The sequence below is a fragment of the Nocardiopsis alba DSM 43377 genome, from assembly GCF_000341225.1.
In the GTDB taxonomy this organism is placed as follows: domain Bacteria; phylum Actinomycetota; class Actinomycetes; order Streptosporangiales; family Streptosporangiaceae; genus Nocardiopsis; species Nocardiopsis alba.
The window spans coordinates 300,815-320,173 of record NZ_ANAC01000007.1; the positions used below are offsets into that span (position 1 = coordinate 300,815).

The 19,359-nt window shown below is 71.9% G+C and carries 18 protein-coding genes and 1 pseudogene; 8 read left to right on the forward strand and 11 right to left on the reverse strand.

What is annotated here, in order from left to right:
• Nucleotides 1-7: 7 nt before the first annotated feature.
• The gene (locus D451_RS0106610) at nt 8-853 is read right to left on the reverse strand and encodes an NAD-dependent protein deacetylase (protein ID WP_017533850.1); all 846 of its coding nucleotides are present in this window, start codon (nt 851-853) and stop codon (nt 8-10) included.
• Between the two features lie 54 nt (nt 854-907).
• Between D451_RS0106610 and D451_RS0106615 the strand changes: the two genes are divergently transcribed.
• Nucleotides 908-1,171 (forward strand): hypothetical protein, encoded by a 264-nt coding sequence (locus tag D451_RS0106615; protein ID WP_152472804.1) that lies wholly within the window; start codon nt 908-910, stop codon nt 1,169-1,171.
• A gap of 10 nt (nt 1,172-1,181) precedes the next feature.
• Here the strand turns inward: D451_RS0106615 and D451_RS0106620 are convergent, their stop codons facing one another.
• From D451_RS0106620 to D451_RS0106645, 6 genes are all read right to left on the reverse strand, one after another.
• On the reverse strand, nt 1,182-1,382 hold the full coding sequence (locus D451_RS0106620; protein ID WP_017533852.1) for a hypothetical protein: 201 nt from the start codon (nt 1,380-1,382) through the stop codon (nt 1,182-1,184).
• 153 nt (nt 1,383-1,535) lie between these two features.
• Entirely contained in the window at nt 1,536-2,243 is a 708-nt protein-coding gene (locus tag D451_RS0106625; RefSeq protein ID WP_017533853.1) for a PIG-L deacetylase family protein, read from the reverse strand.
• Between the two features lie 116 nt (nt 2,244-2,359).
• A complete protein-coding gene (locus tag D451_RS0106630; protein WP_014909501.1) occupies nt 2,360-3,163 on the reverse strand; it encodes an SAM-dependent methyltransferase in 804 nt (267 codons plus the stop codon).
• Nucleotides 3,164-3,276: 113 nt separating this feature from the next.
• Nucleotides 3,277-6,651, reverse strand: coding sequence for a pyruvate carboxylase (locus tag D451_RS0106635; protein ID WP_017533854.1), 3,375 nt, complete (start codon nt 6,649-6,651; stop codon nt 3,277-3,279).
• A gap of 272 nt (nt 6,652-6,923) precedes the next feature.
• Nucleotides 6,924-8,006 (reverse strand): hypothetical protein, encoded by a 1,083-nt coding sequence (locus tag D451_RS0106640; RefSeq protein ID WP_017533855.1) that lies wholly within the window; start codon nt 8,004-8,006, stop codon nt 6,924-6,926.
• A gap of 106 nt (nt 8,007-8,112) precedes the next feature.
• On the reverse strand, nt 8,113-10,590 hold the full coding sequence (locus D451_RS0106645; RefSeq protein WP_026124875.1) for a PEP/pyruvate-binding domain-containing protein: 2,478 nt from the start codon (nt 10,588-10,590) through the stop codon (nt 8,113-8,115).
• 125 nt (nt 10,591-10,715) lie between these two features.
• Between D451_RS0106645 and D451_RS0106650 the strand changes: the two genes are divergently transcribed.
• Entirely contained in the window at nt 10,716-11,315 is a 600-nt protein-coding gene (locus tag D451_RS0106650) for a GrpB family protein (RefSeq protein WP_014911266.1), read from the forward strand.
• A gap of 22 nt (nt 11,316-11,337) precedes the next feature.
• Here the strand turns inward: D451_RS0106650 and D451_RS0106655 are convergent, their stop codons facing one another.
• The 4 genes from D451_RS0106655 to D451_RS0106670 all read right to left on the reverse strand — a co-directional run bounded on the left by D451_RS0106655 (nt 11,338) and on the right by D451_RS0106670 (nt 15,114).
• Nucleotides 11,338-12,261 carry a universal stress protein gene (locus D451_RS0106655; protein ID WP_014912344.1) on the reverse strand — a complete coding sequence of 308 codons (924 nt, stop codon included), beginning with the start codon at nt 12,259-12,261 and terminating at the stop codon, nt 11,338-11,340.
• 143 nt (nt 12,262-12,404) lie between these two features.
• The gene (locus D451_RS0106660; RefSeq protein WP_036567795.1) at nt 12,405-13,796 is read right to left on the reverse strand and encodes an MATE family efflux transporter; all 1,392 of its coding nucleotides are present in this window, start codon (nt 13,794-13,796) and stop codon (nt 12,405-12,407) included.
• Nucleotides 13,797-13,889: 93 nt separating this feature from the next.
• Nucleotides 13,890-14,327, reverse strand: coding sequence for a PPOX class F420-dependent oxidoreductase (locus tag D451_RS0106665; protein WP_014908183.1), 438 nt, complete (start codon nt 14,325-14,327; stop codon nt 13,890-13,892).
• Between the two features lie 124 nt (nt 14,328-14,451).
• Entirely contained in the window at nt 14,452-15,114 is a 663-nt protein-coding gene (locus D451_RS0106670; protein ID WP_017533858.1) for a GntR family transcriptional regulator, read from the reverse strand.
• Nucleotides 15,115-15,294: 180 nt separating this feature from the next.
• Here D451_RS0106670 and D451_RS0106675 point away from each other — a divergent pair, with 180 nt between their 5' ends.
• The 6 genes and pseudogenes from D451_RS0106675 to D451_RS28495 all read left to right on the forward strand — a co-directional run.
• The gene (locus tag D451_RS0106675; protein WP_014912416.1) at nt 15,295-15,807 is read left to right on the forward strand and encodes a nucleoside deaminase; all 513 of its coding nucleotides are present in this window, start codon (nt 15,295-15,297) and stop codon (nt 15,805-15,807) included.
• 106 nt (nt 15,808-15,913) lie between these two features.
• The gene (locus D451_RS0106680) at nt 15,914-17,002 is read left to right on the forward strand and encodes an amidohydrolase family protein (protein ID WP_017533859.1); all 1,089 of its coding nucleotides are present in this window, start codon (nt 15,914-15,916) and stop codon (nt 17,000-17,002) included.
• A 122-nt stretch (nt 17,003-17,124) separates the two neighbouring features.
• Nucleotides 17,125-17,523, forward strand: coding sequence for a hypothetical protein (locus tag D451_RS0106685; RefSeq protein WP_017533860.1), 399 nt, complete (start codon nt 17,125-17,127; stop codon nt 17,521-17,523).
• A 128-nt stretch (nt 17,524-17,651) separates the two neighbouring features.
• Nucleotides 17,652-18,335: a DsbA family protein gene (locus D451_RS0106690; RefSeq protein ID WP_017533861.1), complete on the forward strand. Its 684-nt coding sequence runs from the start codon at nt 17,652-17,654 to the stop codon at nt 18,333-18,335.
• Nucleotides 18,332-18,967 carry a vitamin K epoxide reductase family protein gene (locus tag D451_RS0106695; protein WP_017533862.1) on the forward strand — a complete coding sequence of 212 codons (636 nt, stop codon included), beginning with the start codon at nt 18,332-18,334 and terminating at the stop codon, nt 18,965-18,967. The genes D451_RS0106690 and D451_RS0106695 overlap by 4 nt, the downstream gene beginning before the upstream one ends.
• Nucleotides 18,968-19,115: 148 nt before the next feature.
• Nucleotides 19,116-19,359, forward strand: a pseudogene (locus D451_RS28495) (hypothetical protein); the annotation flags it as partial.

Below are 19,359 nucleotides of genomic sequence, written 5' to 3' on the forward strand. Positions count from 1 at the left end.
CCCCGCCTCAGGGGCGGCGGGCCTCGGCCAGGGCGCGCAGGACCTCGGAACAGCCCTGGTCGACGGTCAGGGTCGCGAGGCCGTCGCAGCGGGTCTCCCCGCGGTTGAGGATCACCACCGGTCGGCCCAGTTCGACGGCGCGCTTGACGAACCTGCGGCCGGAGAAGACGGTCAGCGACGATCCCACGACCAGCAGGGCCCGCGCCGCCTCGACCATCGCGTAGGCCTCCAGGACCCGGGGCTTGGGGACGTTCTCTCCGAAGTACACGATGTCGGGCTTGAGCGTCCCGCCGCAGTCGGCGCAGTCGGCCACACGGAAGTGCTCGGTCCGGGCGAGGACGGCGTCCGCGTCCGGGGCGATCTCCACGTCGTCCACCTCGTCGGCGAACCCCGGGTTGAGCTCCTCCAGGCGTTCGGCCAACGCCGCTCGGTCGCTCACCGTCCGGCAGTCCAGGCAGACGACCCGGTCGTGGCGGCCGTGCAGGTCGATGACCGGGCTGCTGCCCGCCGCCTCGTGCAGGGTGTCCACGTTCTGGGTGATGATCCCGCCCACGGCCCCGGCCCGTTGGAGTTCGGCCAGGGCGAGGTGGCCGTCGTTGGGTCGGGTGCGTGTCATATGCCGCAGCCCGATGTGGTTGCGGGCCCAGTAGTGCCGTCGGAACGCCGCGTCGCCGACGAACTCCTGGTAGGTCATGGGTCTGCGCGGCGGGGAGTCGGGCCCTCGGTAGTCGGGGATCCCCGAGTCGGTCGAGATCCCCGCGCCGGTCAGCACGGCCGTGGGGCCCGCCCCGAGGACCTCGACGATCCGGGCCGCGGCCTCGACCGCTCCGGGCGTCTCACGTGTCTCGGTCACGGTTCGAGGATAGGTGGTCGCCGGAACGCCCCTTCCTTGTTCCTCCTTGCCTTGGTGGCCGGCCGATCATCGGCCTCCGCAGGCGCGGCGGCCGACAACGTCCAGGTGGTCTCCGGGATGGGGTCGGTGGCCCTGCGCCGGACGATGCCGTCCCTGTACGTCTTCGCGTTCTGTTACGGAGCGCTGGTGTGCGCGGCCTTCCCCCTGGCCGGGCTCGGCGGCCCGGTCCTGGTGTGGGCGGGCTACGCGGTGGCCGTCACCGGCCTGGCCCTCGGCCAGACGGTCGCCCTCTGGCGGGCGACCTCCGGGAGGGGGTGAGACGGAGGGGTCAGCCTCGGCAGACCGCTTCCGTGCTCCGTCCTCCATCGCCCTGACGCAGGCAGTCGACCAGGCAGCGGGCGGTGGCCAGGAGACGATCGCGGTCGTGCGCGCCCTCCCCCGGGGAGGGCGCCGAGCGCAGCGCCTCGTGGGCCGCGGCGAGCGCCCCGGCCAGGGCGATACGCGCCAGCGTCCGGTGTCGGTCGTTCATCGCGGTCCCCGACCTTCCCTCGCGTGCGGTGCATCCGGCCCCTCGGCGAGGGACCCTGGACCGAAAGATACCCCAAGGGGGTATATGATGGCCAGGGTGGCGCCGAGGGAACGGAACGGCGGACCCGGTCTCGCCTCGGGTCCGCCGCCCGGCTCAAGCGGTGTTCACGACCCTGAACACCTCGGCCAGGGAGCCCTCGGGAAGGCCCGCCCCGGCCGCGTTGGCACCCATCCACTCGCGCAGCATGGGTTCGAGTTCGGCGATGTCGGAGATCTGGCTCTCGTGCGCGGCCAGCGCGGCCACCTTCCGCTCGAAGACCTCCGTGATGTCCGTGTGGTGACCGGGGCCGCCGATGACCCAGACCTCGGGGACGGTCCACGGGGCCAGCCCCTCCTCGGCGAGCAGCTCCCGGTGCGCGTGCGGGTTGCGCGCGTCCGGGAAGACCGCGTTCATCGCGGCCTCGCCGGTGGCCATGTGGTCGGGGTGGCTGGCGGCGACGCTGTCCCAGTCGCGCTCCGGGGAGGGGATGATCACGCGCTGGGGGCGGACCTGACGGATCACCCGGGAGATGTCGCGGCGCAGGTCCAACGTGGCCTCCACGCGACCGTCCGGATACCCGAGGAAGCGTACGTCCTTCACCCCCACCTCGGCGGCGGCCCGTCTCTGCTCCTCACGCCGCATGGCCCCGATCTCCGCGCTGTCCAGGGTCAGCTCGTCCCCGCCGGCCTCGCCGTCGGTGACCATCAGGTACACCACCTCGGTACCGGCGTCGGTCCACAGGGCGACCGTGCCGGCGCAGGAGAAGTCGGCGTCGTCGGGGTGGGCCATGACCACCAGGGCGCGTTCGGGTGTGTCGGTCAAGGCGGGCTCCTTCCATCATGGGAGGACCCGCGGGACCGGGTCCATACCCACATTACGGACCCCGGCCCCGTTCACGCCTCCGGTTTTCCGTCACGTCGGGGACGGTCCCTGCCGACTCAGGGCTTGCGGGCCACGGCGGCGTACATGTCGGTGTCCGGGGCGGTGCCGAGGTCCAGGGGGTCGGGGCGCCACGAGGGGCAGGGGACCACACCGGGATCGAGCAGGTCCAGCCCCTCGAAGTAGGAGGCGAACCCCTCTCGCGTGTGGCCCCGGTAGGCCAGGGCGGCCTCCTTGTTCCACTCGTCCAGGGCCTCCATCGCGCTCCCCCGCTCGGGCAGGACCGCGTCGGCCACCATCAGCAGACTCCCGGAGGGCAGGGCGTCCATGTAGGCATGGACGATCTCGCGCGCCTCCTCCAACGTGGGCACATGTCCCAGGGTTCCGATGATCGACACCCCGATCGGCCGGTCGAGCCCGAGGAGCGCCTCGACCTCGGCCAGGATCCGTCCGGTGTCGCGGAGGTCGGCGTCGACGAACTCGGTGGCCCCCTCGGGGGTTCCGTCCAGCAGGGCGCGGGCGTGGGCGAGCACCATGGGGTCGTTGTCGACGTAGACCACCCGGGATTCGGGCGCGGAGGCCTGCGCGATCTCGTGGGTGTTCTGCTGGGTGGGCAGCCCCGTGCCGATGTCCAGGAACCGGCGCACGCCCTCCTCCCGGACCAGATGGGTGACGGCCCGGCCGAGGAAGGCCCGACCGGCGCGCGCGTCGACGGCGATCTTGGGGTGGATGGCCAGGATCTGGTCGCCGAGCGCGCGATCGACCGGATAGTTGTCCTTGCCGCCGAGCCAGTGGTTCCACACCCGCGCCGAGTGCGGGGCGGTGACGTCGACGCCTTCGGGGACTGTGGAGGTGTGGTCCATGGGGATCCGTTCCGGAACGAGGGGGGAGGCCAGTCTGGCGTGGATCCGCCTCGCGCGAAAGCCCCGAAGGTCCCGGTGTCCCGGGGGAGAGGCCCCGGGACACCGGCGAGGGATCAGCCCAACCGGACGATCAGGTCGCCGCCCTCGACGCGACGGACCCCGTCGATCGCCACCCGGGCGATCACACCGTCGCGGGGCGCGGTGATCGAGGCCTCCATCTTCATCGCCTCGATGGTGGCGACGGTGTCGCCCGCGCCGACCACGTCGCCCTCGGACACCACCGGCGTGACCACCCCGGCGAAGGGCGCCGCCACCTGCGAGGGATCGTCACGGTCGGCCTTCTCCGCCTCGCTCACGTTGGAGGTCAGCGACCGGTCCCGGATGTGCAGCGGACGCAGCTGGTCGTTGAGCGTGGTCATCACGGTGCGCATGCCGCGCTCGTCCGGCTCGCTCACCGCCTGGAGCCCGATGAGCAGACGCACGCCCGGCTCCAGGTCGACGACGTGCTCCTCGCCCTCCTGGAGCCCGTAGAAGAAGTCCCGGCTGTCGAGCACGCTGGTGTCGCCGTAGGACGCGCGGTGCGCCTCGAACTCCCTGGTCGGGCCCGCGAACAGCAGTCGGTTCAGGGTCGACCGGGGCTCCTCGACCAGACCGGCGCGGTCGGTCTCGCTCAGCTCCGCCGTCTCCCTGGGTCCGCCGCGTCCGCGCAGCGCCTTGGTCCGGAACGGTTCGGGCCACTCGCCCGGGGGGACCCCCAGCTCGCCGTGGAGGAAGCCCACCACCGAGTCGGGGACGTCGAACCGGTCCGGGGCCTCCTCGAACTTCTCCGGGGACACCCCCGCCCCCACCAGGTGCAGGGCCAGGTCTCCCACCACCTTGGAGGAGGGCGTCACCTTCACCAGGCGGCCCAGCATGCGGTCGGCCGCCGCGTACATCGCCTCGATCTCCTCGAAACGGTCGCCCAACCCCAACGCGATCGCCTGGGTGCGCAGGTTGGAGAGCTGGCCGCCGGGGATCTCGTGGTGGTAGACCCGCCCGGTGGGCGAGGCCAGGCCCGCCTCGAAGGGCGCGTAGACGCGGCGGACCGCCTCCCAGTACGGTTCGAGCTCGTTGACCGCGTCCAGGGACAGCCCGGTCGGGGTCTCGGAGTGGTCGAAGGCGGCCACGATCGCCGACAGGGACGGCTGCGACGTGGTGCCCGACATCGACGCCACCGCCCCGTCCACCGCGTCCGCGCCCGCCTGGACCGCCGAGAGGTAGGTGGCGAGCTGACCGCCCGCGGTGTCGTGGGTGTGCACGTGGACGGGCAGGTCGAACTCCTGCCGCAACGCCGTGACCAGGCGTCGGGCCGCCGGGGCGCGCAACAGACCGGCCATGTCCTTGATCGCGAGCACGTGCGCGCCCGCGTCCACGATCCGCTCGGCCAGCCTCAGGTAGTAGTCGAGGGTGTACAGCCGCTCGGAGGGGTCGGACAGGTCGGCCGTGTAGCACAGGGCGACCTCGGCGACCCCGGTGCCGGTCTCCCGCACCGCGTCGATGGCGGGCCGCATCTGGTCGACGTCGTTGAGGGCGTCGAAGATCCGGAACACGTCCACACCGGTCGCCGCGGCCTGGCGGACGAAGGCGTCGGTCACCTCGGTGGGGTAGGGCGTGTAGCCGACCGTGTTACGGCCGCGCAGCAGCATCTGGAGACAGATGTTGGGCACCGCCTCGCGCAGCGCCGCCAGCCGGTCCCACGGGTCCTCGGCGAGGAAGCGCAGCGCCACGTCGTAGGTGGCCCCGCCCCAGCACTCCAGGGAGAGCAGTTCGGGCAGGGTGTGGGCGACGGCGGGGGCGGCGGCGAGCAGGTCGCGGGTCCGGACCCGGGTGGCGAGCAGGGACTGGTGGGCGTCGCGGAAGGTGGTGTCGGTGACCCCCAGGGTGGGGGACTCGCGCAGGTGACGGGCGAACCCCTCCGGCCCCAGCTCGTCCAGGAGCTGCTTGGAACCGGCGGGCGGTGTGCCCTGGGGGACGTCGGGGAGCTTGGTGGCGGGGTCGATCAACGAGGGGCGCGGGCCGTGCGGCTCGTTCACCGTCACGTCGGCCAGGTAGGTGAGCAGTCGGGTGCCCCGGTCCGCGGAGGGGCGGGCCGTGAGCAGGTGGGGGCGTTCCTCGATGAAGGAGGTGGTGGCCCGGCCGGCCCGGAAGTCCTCGTCCTCCAGTACCGCCTGGAGGAAGGGGATGTTGGTGGAGATGCCCCGGATGCGGAACTCGGCCACGGCGCGACGGGCCCGCCGGACCGCGGTGTCGAAGTCGCGGCCTCGACAGGTGAGCTTGACCAGGAGGGAGTCGAAGTAGGCGCTGACCTCCGAACCGGCCGCGGCGGTCCCGCCGTCCAGCCGGATGCCCGAGCCGCCGGGGGAGCGGTAGGCGCTGATCGTCCCGGTGTCGGGACGGAAGCCGTCGGCGGGGTCCTCGGTGGTGATCCGGCACTGGAGGGCGGCGCCGTGCACGACGATGTCCTCCTGGGACAGACCCAGGTCGGCCAGGCTCTCCCCGGCGGCGATCCGGATCTGGGCCTGCACGAGGTCGACGTCGGTGACCTCCTCGGTGACGGTGTGCTCCACCTGGATGCGGGGGTTCATCTCGATGAACACGTGCCGGCCGTCCCGGCCGACCAGGAACTCCACCGTGCCGGCGTTGCGGTAGCCGATCTCCTCGGCCAGGCGCACCGCGTCCCGGCACATGCGTTCGCGGAGTTCGGGGTCCAGCCCGGGGGCCGGGGCCAGCTCCACGACCTTCTGGTGACGCCGCTGGACCGAACAGTCCCGTTCGTACAGGTGGATGACCTCGCCCCGACCGTCGGCGAGGATCTGCACCTCGATGTGGCGGGGGTCGACCACGGCCCGCTCCAGGAAGACCGTCGGGTCGCCGAAGGCCGTCTCCGCCTCGCGCATGGCGGCCTCGATCGACGCCCGCAGGGTTCCGGGGGAGTCGACCCGGCGCATGCCGCGGCCGCCGCCTCCGGCCACGGCCTTGACGAAGAGGGGGAAACCGATCTCGGAGGAGGCGGCCACCAGGGCGTCGAGGTCGGTGGAGGGGTCGGAGGAGTCCAGGACCGGGATCCCGGCTCTCCGGGCCGCGGCGATGGCCCCGGTCTTGTCGCCGGTCAGTTCCAGGACCTCGGCGGGCGGCCCGACGAAGGTGATGCCCGCCTCCGCGCACGCCCGGGCCAGCCCCGGGTTCTCGGAGAGGAAGCCGTAACCGGGGTAGACGGCGTCGGCCCCGGACTCCACGGCGGCGCGCACGATCTCCTCGGCCGAGAGGTAGGCGCGGACCGGATGCCCCGGCTCCCCGATCTGATAGGCCTCGTCGGCCTTGAGCCGGTGGAGGGAGTTGCGGTCCTCGTGGGGGAAGACCGCGACGGTCCTGGCCCCCAGTTCGTGACCCGCGCGCAGGGCACGGATCGCGATCTCGCCGCGGTTGGCCACCAGTACCTTCTGGAACATGCCGGATGCCTCCTGAACTCGTGCGGTGCCGCCGGTTCGTCGGTCGTACGGCACCGTCGTCCACTTGTCGCACGCTCGACCAGGGTCATCGGAACCCTAACGATCCGGAACCCACCTATTTCCCCTTGGGGTGGGCTTAAGGCGGGTTCTTTTCAGGAAATACGAAGAGGCATTTCCGATTATGGAAAGAAAAAGGTTTGTTCTCTTGGGTTTTCCGCTGAGAAGAGCCCGGAGCGCCGTGCGGGCGGCCCGCCCGCACGGCGTCGAACGTCCTACCGGTTGATGGGCGGCCCCGGGGCCCAGGAGAACCCGCGGTCGTAGAGGTAGCGCAGCTCGGGGTCGGACTCGATGACCAGGTCCAGCCCCTCGCCCACGAGGTGGATACGCCCGTCGTCCAGGACCGTCCAGGTGAGGACGAAGGTCTCCTCGGCCTCCTGTGTCAGAGGACGGTCGCCCTCCAGGGCCGGGTTCAGGGAGACCTCGATCTCATCGTCGCCGATGTGCCGATACCGACCCTCGTGGAGGACACCGTTGGCCAGGCGGAGGGTCATCGAGCGGGTCTCCTCCCGCAGGACGTACCGGCCGAAGGCGACCTCCCGCCAGCGTTCGTCCTCCACGAGCAGCGCGGCGGGTTCGGCGGTGTCCTCGACCACCCGGTGGACGCCGGACAACGGGGTCTCCTCGCTCCGGGGGGCCATCTCCTGGAACACGAGGAGCGGGCTCAGCGCGATCAGCACCGCGATCGAGGAGAAGATCCACCGGGTGACGGCGTGCACCCTCGGCCACGGAACGGGGCGGGGGATCGAGGCCGGAGGCGTCGCACGGCCCAGGACGAAGGCGTACAGGCGCGGCAGGTCCGGCAGCAGGATGAGCGCGCAGGCGATGAGCAGGAAGAGGGCGAGCTGTTTGACCGGGACGTCGTAGAGGAGGTTCAACAGCAGAACGGCGCCCATGGCGAAGCTCCCGAGCAGACCGCCCAGCCAGGAGGTGCGCCGCCAGATGAGCAGGACCCCCGCCAGGACCTCGACCAGCCCGGAGAGGAACTGGAAGACGGGCGCGTAGGCGACGAAGGACCACAGGAGACCCATGGGGCTCTTCTCACCGAAGGCGTAGAGCGCCGCGCTGTAGTCGAGGCCGCCCATCTGCATCAGGGTCAGCTTGCTCCACCCGTAGATCATCAGATAACCGAAGACCACGACCCTGAGCAGGCCGTGCCCCCACCACAGGAGCGTCTTCGGGATCGATACGGGGGTGGGCGCGATGGGCGGCGTGGAGGCCTCGGGGCTCGCGGGCTCGGTCGCGGCGGCGGGGGTGACCGTCCCGGGGTCCTCCGGTCCGTGGGTGTGGGTCGACACGGATCCTCTTCTGGTCGGATTCGGGGGATGGGCGGGTGACGCCGCCCGCCCCGTTCGACGTTACCGACGGGTTCGCGGTTCCCGACGCCCCTGACCGGAACCGGCCCTACTCCGGTGGGCGGGGCTCGGCGCGCTCCACGATGACGACGGTGCCCTCGGTACCGTCGATCCGCAGCAGGTCGCCGGTGTGGATGGCCTCGGTGGCGTCGCGCACGCAGATCACCGCCGGGATGCCGTACTCGCGGGCGACGGTGGGGCCGTGCGCGATCGGCGATCCCGTGTCGCTCACCAGACCGGCGGCGGTCATGAACAGCGGGGTCCAGCCGGGGTCCGTGGTCGGCGCCACGAGGATCTCCCCGGGCTCCACCCGCGCCCCCATGGGATCCACCACGACCCGGGCCCGGCCCTCGGCCCGCCCCGGAGAGGCAGGGGCCCCGGCCAGTCCTCCGGCCTCCACCGGCGGGGGCGGCAGGGTGGCGACCACGTCGGTTCCGTCGGTCAACAGGGCACCGGGAACACTCTTCCTGCGCAGTTCACGCAGGTGGAAGCGGCGGCGTTCGGCCACCAGCGCCCGACGGTCGAGACCCTCTGCGGCGGTCGCCCGTGCCTCGTCGACCTCCAGGAAGAAGAGGTCGTCGGCGCGCTCCAACAACCCTCGCGAGGCCAGATCCTCCCCGGCCAGGAGGAGCTGTCGACGCATCTCGGCGAAGGGCACCAGCCAGGCGAACTTGGCGTACTCCCGCATGCCGCCCAGCTCGCGGGAGCGGCGCATGAGGAAGGCGGCGATCCGGCCGCGCACCGGGCGGAGCCGTTCCGCGCGCGCGGAGAGCCTCGTGAGTTCGGCCTCGGCCGCTGCCGCCGCCCGCTGGAAGCGCAGGTCCGGGGCCTGGTCCGGGTCGGTCGAACGCAGATAGTTGGCGATCGTGGCGAAGACGGGCGCGGGATCCTCCCGCCACCGGGGCACCCCGATGTCCACCTCGGCGGCGGTCCGATGCCCGTAGGCGTCGAGGAAACCCTCCAGGCCGATGTCGGGCAGTTCTCCGGCCGCGTAACGGGCGGCGAGCTCCTCCGGAGGCGTCCGGGAGAACAGGTCGCCGTGCCCCCGGGCCCGCAGGGTGACCCGCCACAGCTCCAGGTCCATCTCCGTGGTCACGTTGTGGGGCAGGCCGCCCAGGACGGTGTCGGTCTCCTTCTTCGAGGCGATACCGGAGAGCAGGGCGGCCGGGATCGTATTGGCCAGGATCCCGGCGAACACCGGAACGATCGTCTCCATGAGCTCGTCGCCGAGCATTCGAGAGAAGGCCTCGCCCAGGACCCAGTCCAGCCGTTCCCGAGCATCGGCCCCGGGGCCGGGACCCCGCATCGTGCGCAGGCGGGCGACCGCGGCGTGGGCACGGGCCCGGGCATCGGTGGGCCGGAGTAGAGAACGCCCGACCCCGACCAGGGCGGCGGGGATCAGGGTGCGGGCCAGGGAGGCCACGGTCCGCCCCGAGAACGGCGGGCCGGGGCGGGGGGAGAAGCGCGGATCGTCCAGCAGGTGTTCCACCGCCCGACGGATGTGCGGACCGTACACCTCGAGGCCCGCCGGCACCCTCGCGTGCAGCCACCGGTTGCGCAGGAACGGTGTGAGGTCGATGTAGAGCCGGCGCCCGATGTCGACCATGAGGGAGGAGGAGCTCCGAGGGGCGTCGCCCGTCCCTTCGATCGACCACCAGCGGACCCACACCTCTTGGAGCAGGGTCAGCCCCATGGGGGTGAAGGGGCGCAGCATGCCCTGCATGTGCCCCACCTCCATGTACAGGCGGGGCGGGTCGGGCGGGTCCTGGGGCGGGACGGGGAAGAGCGTGGTGATGGGGCGGGACTGGAGCAGCCACAGGTCCCCCTCGCGGTCGTAGGCCCATTCGGCGTCCTGGGGCGCGTCGAAGTGCTCCTGGAGTCGGCGTCCGGCCGCGGCCAGTTCGGTGACCTGGGCCCCGGTGAGGCAACCTTCGACGTCGCCGACCGGGCGTCCGTCCTCGGCGGCGTAGTGGTCCGGTTCGGTCGAGCCGTCGACGACCCCGGTGCCCAGGCCGCGGACCGCGTCCACCACGGTCCGGGTCCGGGTTCCGGTGAGCGGGTCGGCGGTGAACATGACGCCGGCCGTGGCGGCGTCCACCATCTTCTGGACCACGACCGCCATGCGCACGTCGGCCCGGTCGATGCCGTTGGCCCTGCGGTAGGAGACGGCGCGCTCGTTGTCGAGGGAGTCCCGACAGCGTCGGACGGCGTCCACGACGGCGTCATCGCCCTCGACGTTCAGGTAGGTGTCCTGCTGTCCGGCGAAGCTGGCGTCGGGCAGGTCCTCGGCGGTGGCGCTGGAGCGCACCGCGACCGGGCCGCGTCCCATCCGGCCGTAGGCCCGGACGATCTCCTCGGCGGGCACCTCTTCGGTGTCGAAGGCCGCGGTGGTGACGCAGAACCCCGGTGGGACCCGTTCACCGGCCGCGATCATCTCCCCCAGATTCGCGGCCTTGCCCCCGACCAGTGTCCCCATGTCCCGACGCACGTCGGCGAGGTCGATGACGGTGACGGCTTCCCTGTCCATCGGAGGGCCCTTCCACGAGGTACCGGTCGTCGCGGGCGGCTCCGTGGCGTGGCTCGGCCGGGGCGCGTCCATGGAGGAGTCTTCCCAGAAGAACGCCCGCGCTCACCCATGGTTAGTCTGGGGTCATGCCGTCACGCGAGGAGATCACCCGTCACCACGAGGCCCCGTCCGATGACGACGTCTGGGTGCGGGGACGCCCCGATCCCGAGCCGATCCACGTGGTCGACCACGACCCCGAGTGGGCCGTATGGTTCTTCCAGGTGGCCGCGCTGGTCCGTTCCGCGCTCGGCGATCGGGTGAAGGACATCGAACACGTCGGTTCGACCGCGGTCCTCGGGCTGCCGGCCAAACCGATCATCGACGTCGACCTCACCGTCGACGACCCCGCCGACGAGGACTCCTACGTGCCCGACCTGGAGGCGCGCGGTTTCGTCCTCACGGTGCGCGAACCGCTCTGGCACGAGCACCGCCTGCTCACGCTGGCCTCTCCAGCCGCCAACCTGCACGTGTTCGGCCCGGACTGCCCCGAACTCGTCCGGCACCGCATGTTCCGCGACCACCTCGCCTCCCACCCCGAGGACCTGGCCCTCTATCGGGACGCCAAGCTCGCGGCGGCCGCGGCCACCACGGAGGAGGGCGGGATCGTCATGGACTACAACCGGCGCAAGGAGCCCGTGATCCGGCGGATCTACGACCGGATCTTCGCCGAGCACGGGCTCCTCTGACACTCGGGAACGGGAGGCGGACTCAGCGCCTTCTCACGGCGGCGCGGGGCAGGACCACCACGGGGACGGTCGCCCCGCGCAGGACCCCCTGGCTCACCGAGCCCAACAGCAACCCCCGCACGCTGCCGCGTCCCCGAGAGCCCACCACGATCATGTCCGCGCTCTCCCCGGCCTCGATCAGCGCGGTGGCCGGGTCCGCGTCGACCCGTGAGACGGCCACCCCCACGCCCTCGGTCTCCTCGTCCTGGATTCGGGCGAGCATGTCGGCGACCATCTCCTGCGACCACCGGTCCACGAGGTCCTCCGGCGGGGTCCACCCGCCCTGGGGCAGTTCCGCCGGGTCGAAGGGCAGCGTCACCAGCCGGCTGTGCACCACGACCACCGAACCGTTCGCCACCCGGGCGGCCTCCCGCAGCGCGAACCCCAGGGCGTTCCTCGAATCCTCGGAGCCGTCCACCCCCACCACGATCCGGCGCGGGGGAGTGGCCACCGAGCCCTCTCCGTGCGGGACCACGACCACGGGGCAGACCGCCCTGGCGGCCAGACGGACGCTCACCGAGGATTCCAGGGCGGAGCGGGCCGCGCCCAGGCCTCGGGATCCCGTCACCAGCAGATCGTCCGGCGAGATCCGGTTCAGCAGGGCCTTGGCGGGGTCCTCCGACGCCAGGACGGTCTCCACGGCAAGCTCCGGGTGGAGTTCGTGGACGTGCGCCTCGGAGCGGTCCAGTACCCGTCGGCCCTGGTCGGAGATCTCCTCCGTCGGGGGGAAGCGCGTGGGGCCCGCATAGACCGACATCACCAGAGGCATGTCCAGGGCATGGACCACCCGGAGGGGGAGTCCTCGACGCTCGGCCTCGGCGGCGGCCCATCCCAGGGCCCGCTCACCGGTCGCGGAGCCGTCCACCCCCACCGTCACCCTCGGCGCGACCTTCTCGTTCTCACCCATCGGTCCCCCTCACCATGGGCGGTCCGACGCGCGCCCCGCGCGATCCGGGTCTCCGCCCTCCTTCGCAGGTGGTCGTACCCGGAACACCCCGGTCCGTTCACCCGCGCGCGGGTGAACGGACGGTCATGGGTCTTCCTCGGAGTTCAGGCCTCGGCGGGGCGAGCGGCGGTCGCCCGTAGGAACCCTCCGGTCTGCCCCAGGACCAGCCCCGCACAGGCCACGGCGTAGGCGCCCCAGAGCCAGGCCAGCCCACCGGCGGCGGCGACCGGGAAGACGGCGAGGGCGAGCGCCCCGAAACAGAGCGCGAACGTGTACAGGGTGGGCGTCGTCCGCTTCACGGCGAGCAGACCCATACCCGGCATGACCTGGGCGGCGTCGGCCAGGACGACCAGGAGCAGCAGCGGCAGCAGGGCGATCACCATGGCCTGCACCCGAGGGTCGGGGGAGAAGACGCCCAGGAGGGGGCGGGCCACGAGGAGGACCAGCAGTCCGCTCGCCGCCACGACGGGCAGGGCGACGGCCACGCCCGCCAGGAGGGCACGGCGCACCTCTCCGTGGCCCCGCTCCGGGGCCTCCTTGGCGGCTCGGGCCATGAAGGGGACGGTCGCCTGGCCGACGGCGGTGGCGGGCAGGAAGACGAAGGTCACCAGGGTCACCATGATCTGGTGCGCGGCGGCCTCGACCACGCCGACGGTGGCGGCGGCCATCGCCGTCAGGCCCAGGACCCCGAACTTGATGAGCATGGTGGAGCCCATCGGCAGTCCGACCCGGGCGATCCGCCACACGACCCCCCACTCGGGGGAGGTCACGCGGATCCGGCGTCCGGCCAGGACGGTACGGCGGCGCAGCAGCAGGTGGGCGGTGACCATGGCCGCAGCCGCGTTGCCGCACATGGCGACGCCGGCCCCGGTCATGCCGAGGGCGGGCAGGGGGCCCGGCCCCAGGACCAGGAGCGGGATGAGCACGACCGACAGACCGGTGTTGACCAGACCGACCCACATCGCCTCCCGGGAGTGTCCCAGGGCGATCAGCAGGGTGGTGGCGCAGGTCTGGAGGGAGGTGGCCATCAGCGCGAGGGCCATGAGGGCGGGAAAGAGGCCGAAGGCGGCGACCGTCGCCTCGGGTACGCCGATGAGGCCGGCCAGGAACGGAACCCCGGCGACGAGCACGCCTCCCAGGGCACCGACGCACAGGGCCAGCCACAGGGAATGGCGGAAGACGCCTTCGAGGGCCTCGGGGTCGTCGCCGTTCTCGGCGACGAAGGGCATGGAGCCGCGTAACGCCCCCTGGATCACCATGACGGCGGGGTTGGACACGGCGACGGTCATCGCGTAGGCGGCCAGGGAGGCGGTTCCCGCGTGGCCGAGGACCGCCGCGGTGACCAGGGTCCCGATGACCCCGGCGACCATCGACAGATAGAGGGGAAAGGTCTTTCCGGCGATCTCCCGTGCCGTTTCCGAGAAAGGCGGAGAATTCCTCCGGTTATCGGATGAGGAAGTGGGGGGAGGGGAACTCTTTTCGAATTCGGGGGGCATGTCGCCATTCGATCGACGGGAACGTTCGAATGTCAAATCGCGCTTTCCCCTCCGAGGAGAGCGACGTTCGCCCCTCCGCCCGCGAACCCTCGGTCAGCGAATGCTCTCGCCGTACACGTGCTCGACCGTCATCGCCATCAGCACCCTGCGCTCGGACACCATCACCTCCCGGTACTCGTCCCAGTCCGGGTGCTCCCCGGCGGCGCGGCGGTAATAGTCCACCAGGGCCTCGACCTCGGGGCCGCGCGGGTCCGTGCCCGGGCCGGTGAGGGCCACGGGGCCCTCGGCCGTCGCCCACGCCAGGCCGTCGGGGGCGGTGGTCTCCAGGGCGGCCCAGGGGTCGCGGCGCAGGTTCACCGTCTTGGCCCGCCCCTCGGTCATCGACACGTACAGGGTCTCGGTGTCCCGGTCGTAGAAGGGCATGACCGGGGACAGTTGTGGGCGTCCGTCGGACTTGATCGTGGCCAGGACGCCGAGTCGGCTCTCGGCGAGCAGGGCGCGCGGGTCGAACGGTGTTCCGGGGCTCCCCATCGGTGCTCCTTCGTCGCGGACGGGTTCCTCGCCCCATCATCGCCCCTCCCGGCGAGGAGGTCTTCGGGGCTCGCCGCGCCGGCCGTCGTCGTGAGAGCGACCCGGCCGGCCCGAAGGGGGCGGATCAGGTCTCCGCGGCCTCGTTCGCGGCCTCGGCGTGTTCGGTGTGCAGGCGTCGGCTGCTGACCAGGTGTTCCCTGGCCAGGTGGGCGACCAGGTCCTCGTCGCGGTGCGCGATGGCCTCGAAGAGACGCGCGTGCTGGCGCGCGACCCGCGACAGATCGTCGTGCCGGCCCAGCAGCCACCGCATACGACTGCGGAGCAGGTGCTCCACCTCGCCCAGCAGACGGTTGCCCGCCAGGTCGGTGACGATCTCGTGGAAGTCGGCGGCGGCCCGGCGCGCGGCCGTGGTGTCTCCGCGCTCGGCGGCCTCCTGTTCGATCTCCAGCGCGTTCTGGAGTCGGGCCAGCCCCGTTCTGGTGTGCCGTTGCGCGGCGAGGCGGAAGGCGAGCACCTCGAAGGCCTCGCGCACCTCGTTCAGGTCGGCGATGTCGCTCGGGGTGAACTCGCGCACCACGGCCCACGTGCGTGGGCGCAGGGTGACCAGACCCTCGGCCACCAGCGTCTTCAGGGCGTCCCGGACGGGGACACGGCTGACGCCCAGCTCGCCGGCGAGGTCGCGTTCGACCAGCCTGCTGCCGGGGGCGCGTACGCCGTCGAGAATCTCGTCGCGGAGGTGGTCGGCCACTCGGGCCGCCTCGGATCCGCGATCGGAAGGCCTGTCCACAACCTCCATCCTCCCACCGCCACCCGGACTCGGTACAAATTCGGTAGACCATCGCCCGTGTCGTGGCCGAAGGCGGGAGGCGTTCGGCATCCTACGGTGTGTCGCTCGCATGGCAGGGCGAGAGTTCGACTCCCCGGCCCGGGACGGTGAATGGTATACCATTTATCGTAGAGTGAGAGTATGAGCACATCACCCGAGGCACAGCCGATCGACGCCACCGACCTGGAACGTCTGCGCCGCTGCGTGGACCTGGCCCGCGAGGCCCTGGAGGACGGGGACGAACCCTTCGGATCACTGCTCGTCGACGCCGACGGAGCGGTGCGTTTCGAGGACCGCAACCGCGTCTCCGGGGGAGACGCCACCCGGCACCCCGAATTCGAGATCGCCCGCTGGGCCGCCGAGAACATGACCCCCGAGGAGCGCGAGAGCGCCACCGTCTACACCTCGGGCGAACACTGCCCGATGTGCAGCGCCGCCCACGCCTGGGTGGGTCTGGGCCGCATCGTCTACGCCACCAGCGGCGCACAGCTCGGTGAGTGGATGACCGAATGGGGGGTCGCCCCCGGACCGGTCGCCCCCCTGCCGATCACCCGGGTGGCCCCCGGGATCCCGGTCTCCGGCCCCGCTCCCGAGCTGGCCGACGAGGTCAAGGAACTCCAGCGTCGCGTCGTGCTGCGCCGAGACGACGCGTAGGAAGCGGAGCCCCGGGCCGACCACACCCCCACCGCACCGTCACCTCACGGGCGCGCCGGTCGCGTGGACCGGCGCGCCCGCCCCTCCGACCACTCAGGACCTCACCATGACGACCCATCGCGACCACACCGACACCACCACGACCGACGGCCCGGAACCCGCGGCGACGCTCACCACCCCGGGGTTCGTCGACGCGCACATCCACCCCGACAAGACGACCTGGGGTTCGACGTGGCTGAGCCGTGAACCCGTCTCCTCCCTGAGCGACCTCATCGCCGCCGACCTGGCCGCCCAGATCTCCGCCGACGAGGACGTGGAGACACGTGCCTTCCGGATCCTCGACCAGGCGGTGCGCAACGGCACCATGGCGATGCGCGCCCACGTCGACGTCTCCTCCGAGCTGGGTCTGCGCAACGTCCACGGGGTGCGCGCCGCCGCCGAACGGCTCAAGGGCGTGCTCGACGTGCAGATCGTCGCGTTCCCGCAGTTCGGCATGCTCACCAACCCCGGCACGCTCGACCTGATGGAACAGGCCCTGGGCGAGGGCGCCGACCACGTCGGCGGGATCGACCCGGTGGGCCTGGAGGGGGACCTCGAGGGACACCTGGGCGCGATCTTCTCCCTGGCGGAGAAGCACGGCCGCGACCTCGACATCCACCTGCACGACCAGGGGCCCGACGCGCTCGCGCAGATCCGAGAGATCGCCCGTCGGACGCTCGCCGCGGGTATGCGGGGCCGTGTGACCATCGCGCACGGGTTCGCCGTGTGCGACACGGAGGAGCCGGACCTTCCCGCCACCCTCGACGCCATGGCCGAGGCGGGCGTGTGGCTGGCCACCTGTGCCCTGGGTGATTCGCCCGTCCCCACCCTCGACCTGATGGAGCGCCACGGCGTGCGGGTCGCGCTCGGCTCCGACGGCATCCGCGACTCCTGGTCGCCCTTCGGCACGGGCAGCATGGTCGACCGCGCCCACCTGCTCGGATACCGGACCGGCGCCCGTACCGACGCCGAGCTCGAACGCTGCCTGCGTCTGGCCACCACCTCCGGCGCCGAGCTCGTCGGCGCCGAGGCGGTGCTCGGCTACGAGGGGGCCGGCTCGCCGGACCGGGTCGAGTTCGCCGTCCCCGACGCGGCCCGCCTGGTCGTCGAGCGCCCCGCGCCCCTGCGCGTGGTCCGCGGCGGACGGACGATCTAGATGTACTGACCTGAGAGGGCGGGGGCGGTGTCGCACCGGCCCCGCCCGCCCGTCCTCACCTCGCGGAAGGCGTTCCGCGACCCGGAATCACCCGTGATCCGGGCACCGGTACAGTGCCTTGCATGGGCAACGGTCTCCGCGCGAAGCGCCTGGGCACCCTCGCGGTGCTCCTGGGCATGTTCGTGCTGATGTCGTTGGCGTGCAGCTTCGCCACCGCGCCCACCGACGGCCCGGACAGGGCCGCCGTCCCGGCGACCGCCCAGGTCGCCGCCGCCGACGAGGGCGGCACCGACCTCGCGGCCTCCGCGACCACGGAGGACCGGACCTCGCACCCCTGCGGGCCCCCACAGATCCAGCCCTCGATCTCCTGGAACCTGCCGCTCCTGCCCTTCCCGGCGCTCGCGCTGTTCGACCTCTTCGAGGCGCCCCACGAGACCTCCTCGCCGAGGACCGGCGCCGGCGAACCCTCGCTCCACCGCGCGGACGGTCTGTTGACCTTCCTGTGCGTCCAAAGGGTGTAGATCACGTCGCGCGCGGAGCCCCCGGCTCCCCGCGCTCCACGGGCGGCCCGGACGTTCCGGCCCGCCCCTCCTCCGAACGTGATCCGGGACCGCGCCTCGCAGCGCGGCCCCTTGTGGAGTCGACACCCGTGAACAAGAACCTGACCATCAGCCTGTCCATCCTGGCGATCCTGGCCGTCGTGATCACCCTCGGGGTGTTCGCGTACTCGGGATCGGACGGTGAGGAGGCCTCCGGCCCACGCCCCTCCGCCCCCGAGGCCCCGCCGACCGCCTCGGCCGAACTCCTGGTCCGCGACGACAGCCGCTACCTCGACCGGGTCGAGGACGCCCAGGTCACCGTGGTGGAGTTCCTCGACTTCGAGTGCGAGGCCTGCTACGCCCAGTTCCCCGTGATGGAGCGGATCCGGGAGGACTACGAGGGACGGATCGACGTCGTGATCCGCTACTTCCCGCTCCCCGGGCACGCCAACTCCCGACCGGCCGCCGCGGCCGTCGAGGCCGCCGCCCAGCAGGACGCCCTCGACGAGATGTACGTCCGCATGTTCGAGACCCAGCCCGAGTGGGGCGAGAGCCGGGAGTCCCAGGCCGAGCTGTTCATCGGTTTCGCCGAGGGCCTCGGCCTGGACGTCGACGAGTTCACCGAGGTGATGGAGTCGCCGGAGACCGAGGCCCGGGTCCAGGCCGACTTCGACGACGGGGTGGAGCTCGGCGTCCAGGGGACCCCGACGATCTTCGTCGACGGTGTCCGCACGTCGAGCATGCCCTCCTACGAGGAGCTCTCGTCGAGGATCGACGCGGGGCTGGGCGAATGACCCCGATCGAGGCCCCCGAACGGACCTCGACCGGTCCGGACGGGGCGATCATCGGACGCGTGCTGCCCTGGCTGCTGGCCCTGGGCGGAGCGGTGGGCCTGGTCGCGGCCACCGCCCTGCTGGTCGAGAAGCTCAAGGTCCTGGCCGACCCCGATCACGTGCCCGCGTGCAGCATCGACCCGGTGCTCTCCTGCGGCACCGTGATGACCACGCCCCAGGCCGAGGCCTTCGGCATCCCCAACCCGATCCTGGGGATCATCGGCTTCAGCGTGGTCGTCACGGTGGGGGTGGTCCTGCTCGCCGGGGCCCGCCCGCCCCGATGGTTCTGGCTCGGGCTCCAGGCGGGCACGCTGTTCGGCGCGGTCTTCGTGCACTGGCTGATCTTCCAGAGCCTGTACCGGATCGGGGCCCTGTGCCCCTACTGCATGGTCGTGTGGGCGGTGACCGTGCCGATCTTCTGGTACACGACCCTGCACAACGTCAGGGAGGGCCGGCTCCCCTCGACCCCGGGCGTCCGCAGGATCACCGACGTCCTGGTGCGCTACCACAGCACCGTGCTGTGCCTGTGGGCGGCGGCGTTGACCGTCGTGATCGCCCAGGCGTTCTGGACCTACTGGACGACCCTCATCTGACCCGGGGCACGGCGCCCCACCGCACATCCCGCTCGCGACCGCGGCGGGGTGAGCGGTCGCCTGTCACGAACCGCCTCGGCGCCCGAGAGAGCGCCGACCACCTGCAAAGACCAGATGAACCACATCGACGTTGATGGGAGGACCGCACATGCTCTTCTCGATCCGGCCGCGCGTCGGCCGAAGATCGGATCCCGGCCGGACCCCACGAGGGGCACCGGGAACGACCTCACGGGCACGGGCCCTGGCGGTGTCCGCCGCCGCCCTACTGGTCCTGACCGGCTGTGCCGGGGGGACCGAGATCCAGACCGGTGGTGAGGAGGACCGTTTCATCTCGGGGGATGGGAGTGCGACCGTCTTCGAGGCGGGGGATCGTGTTCCGGTTCCTGAGGTGG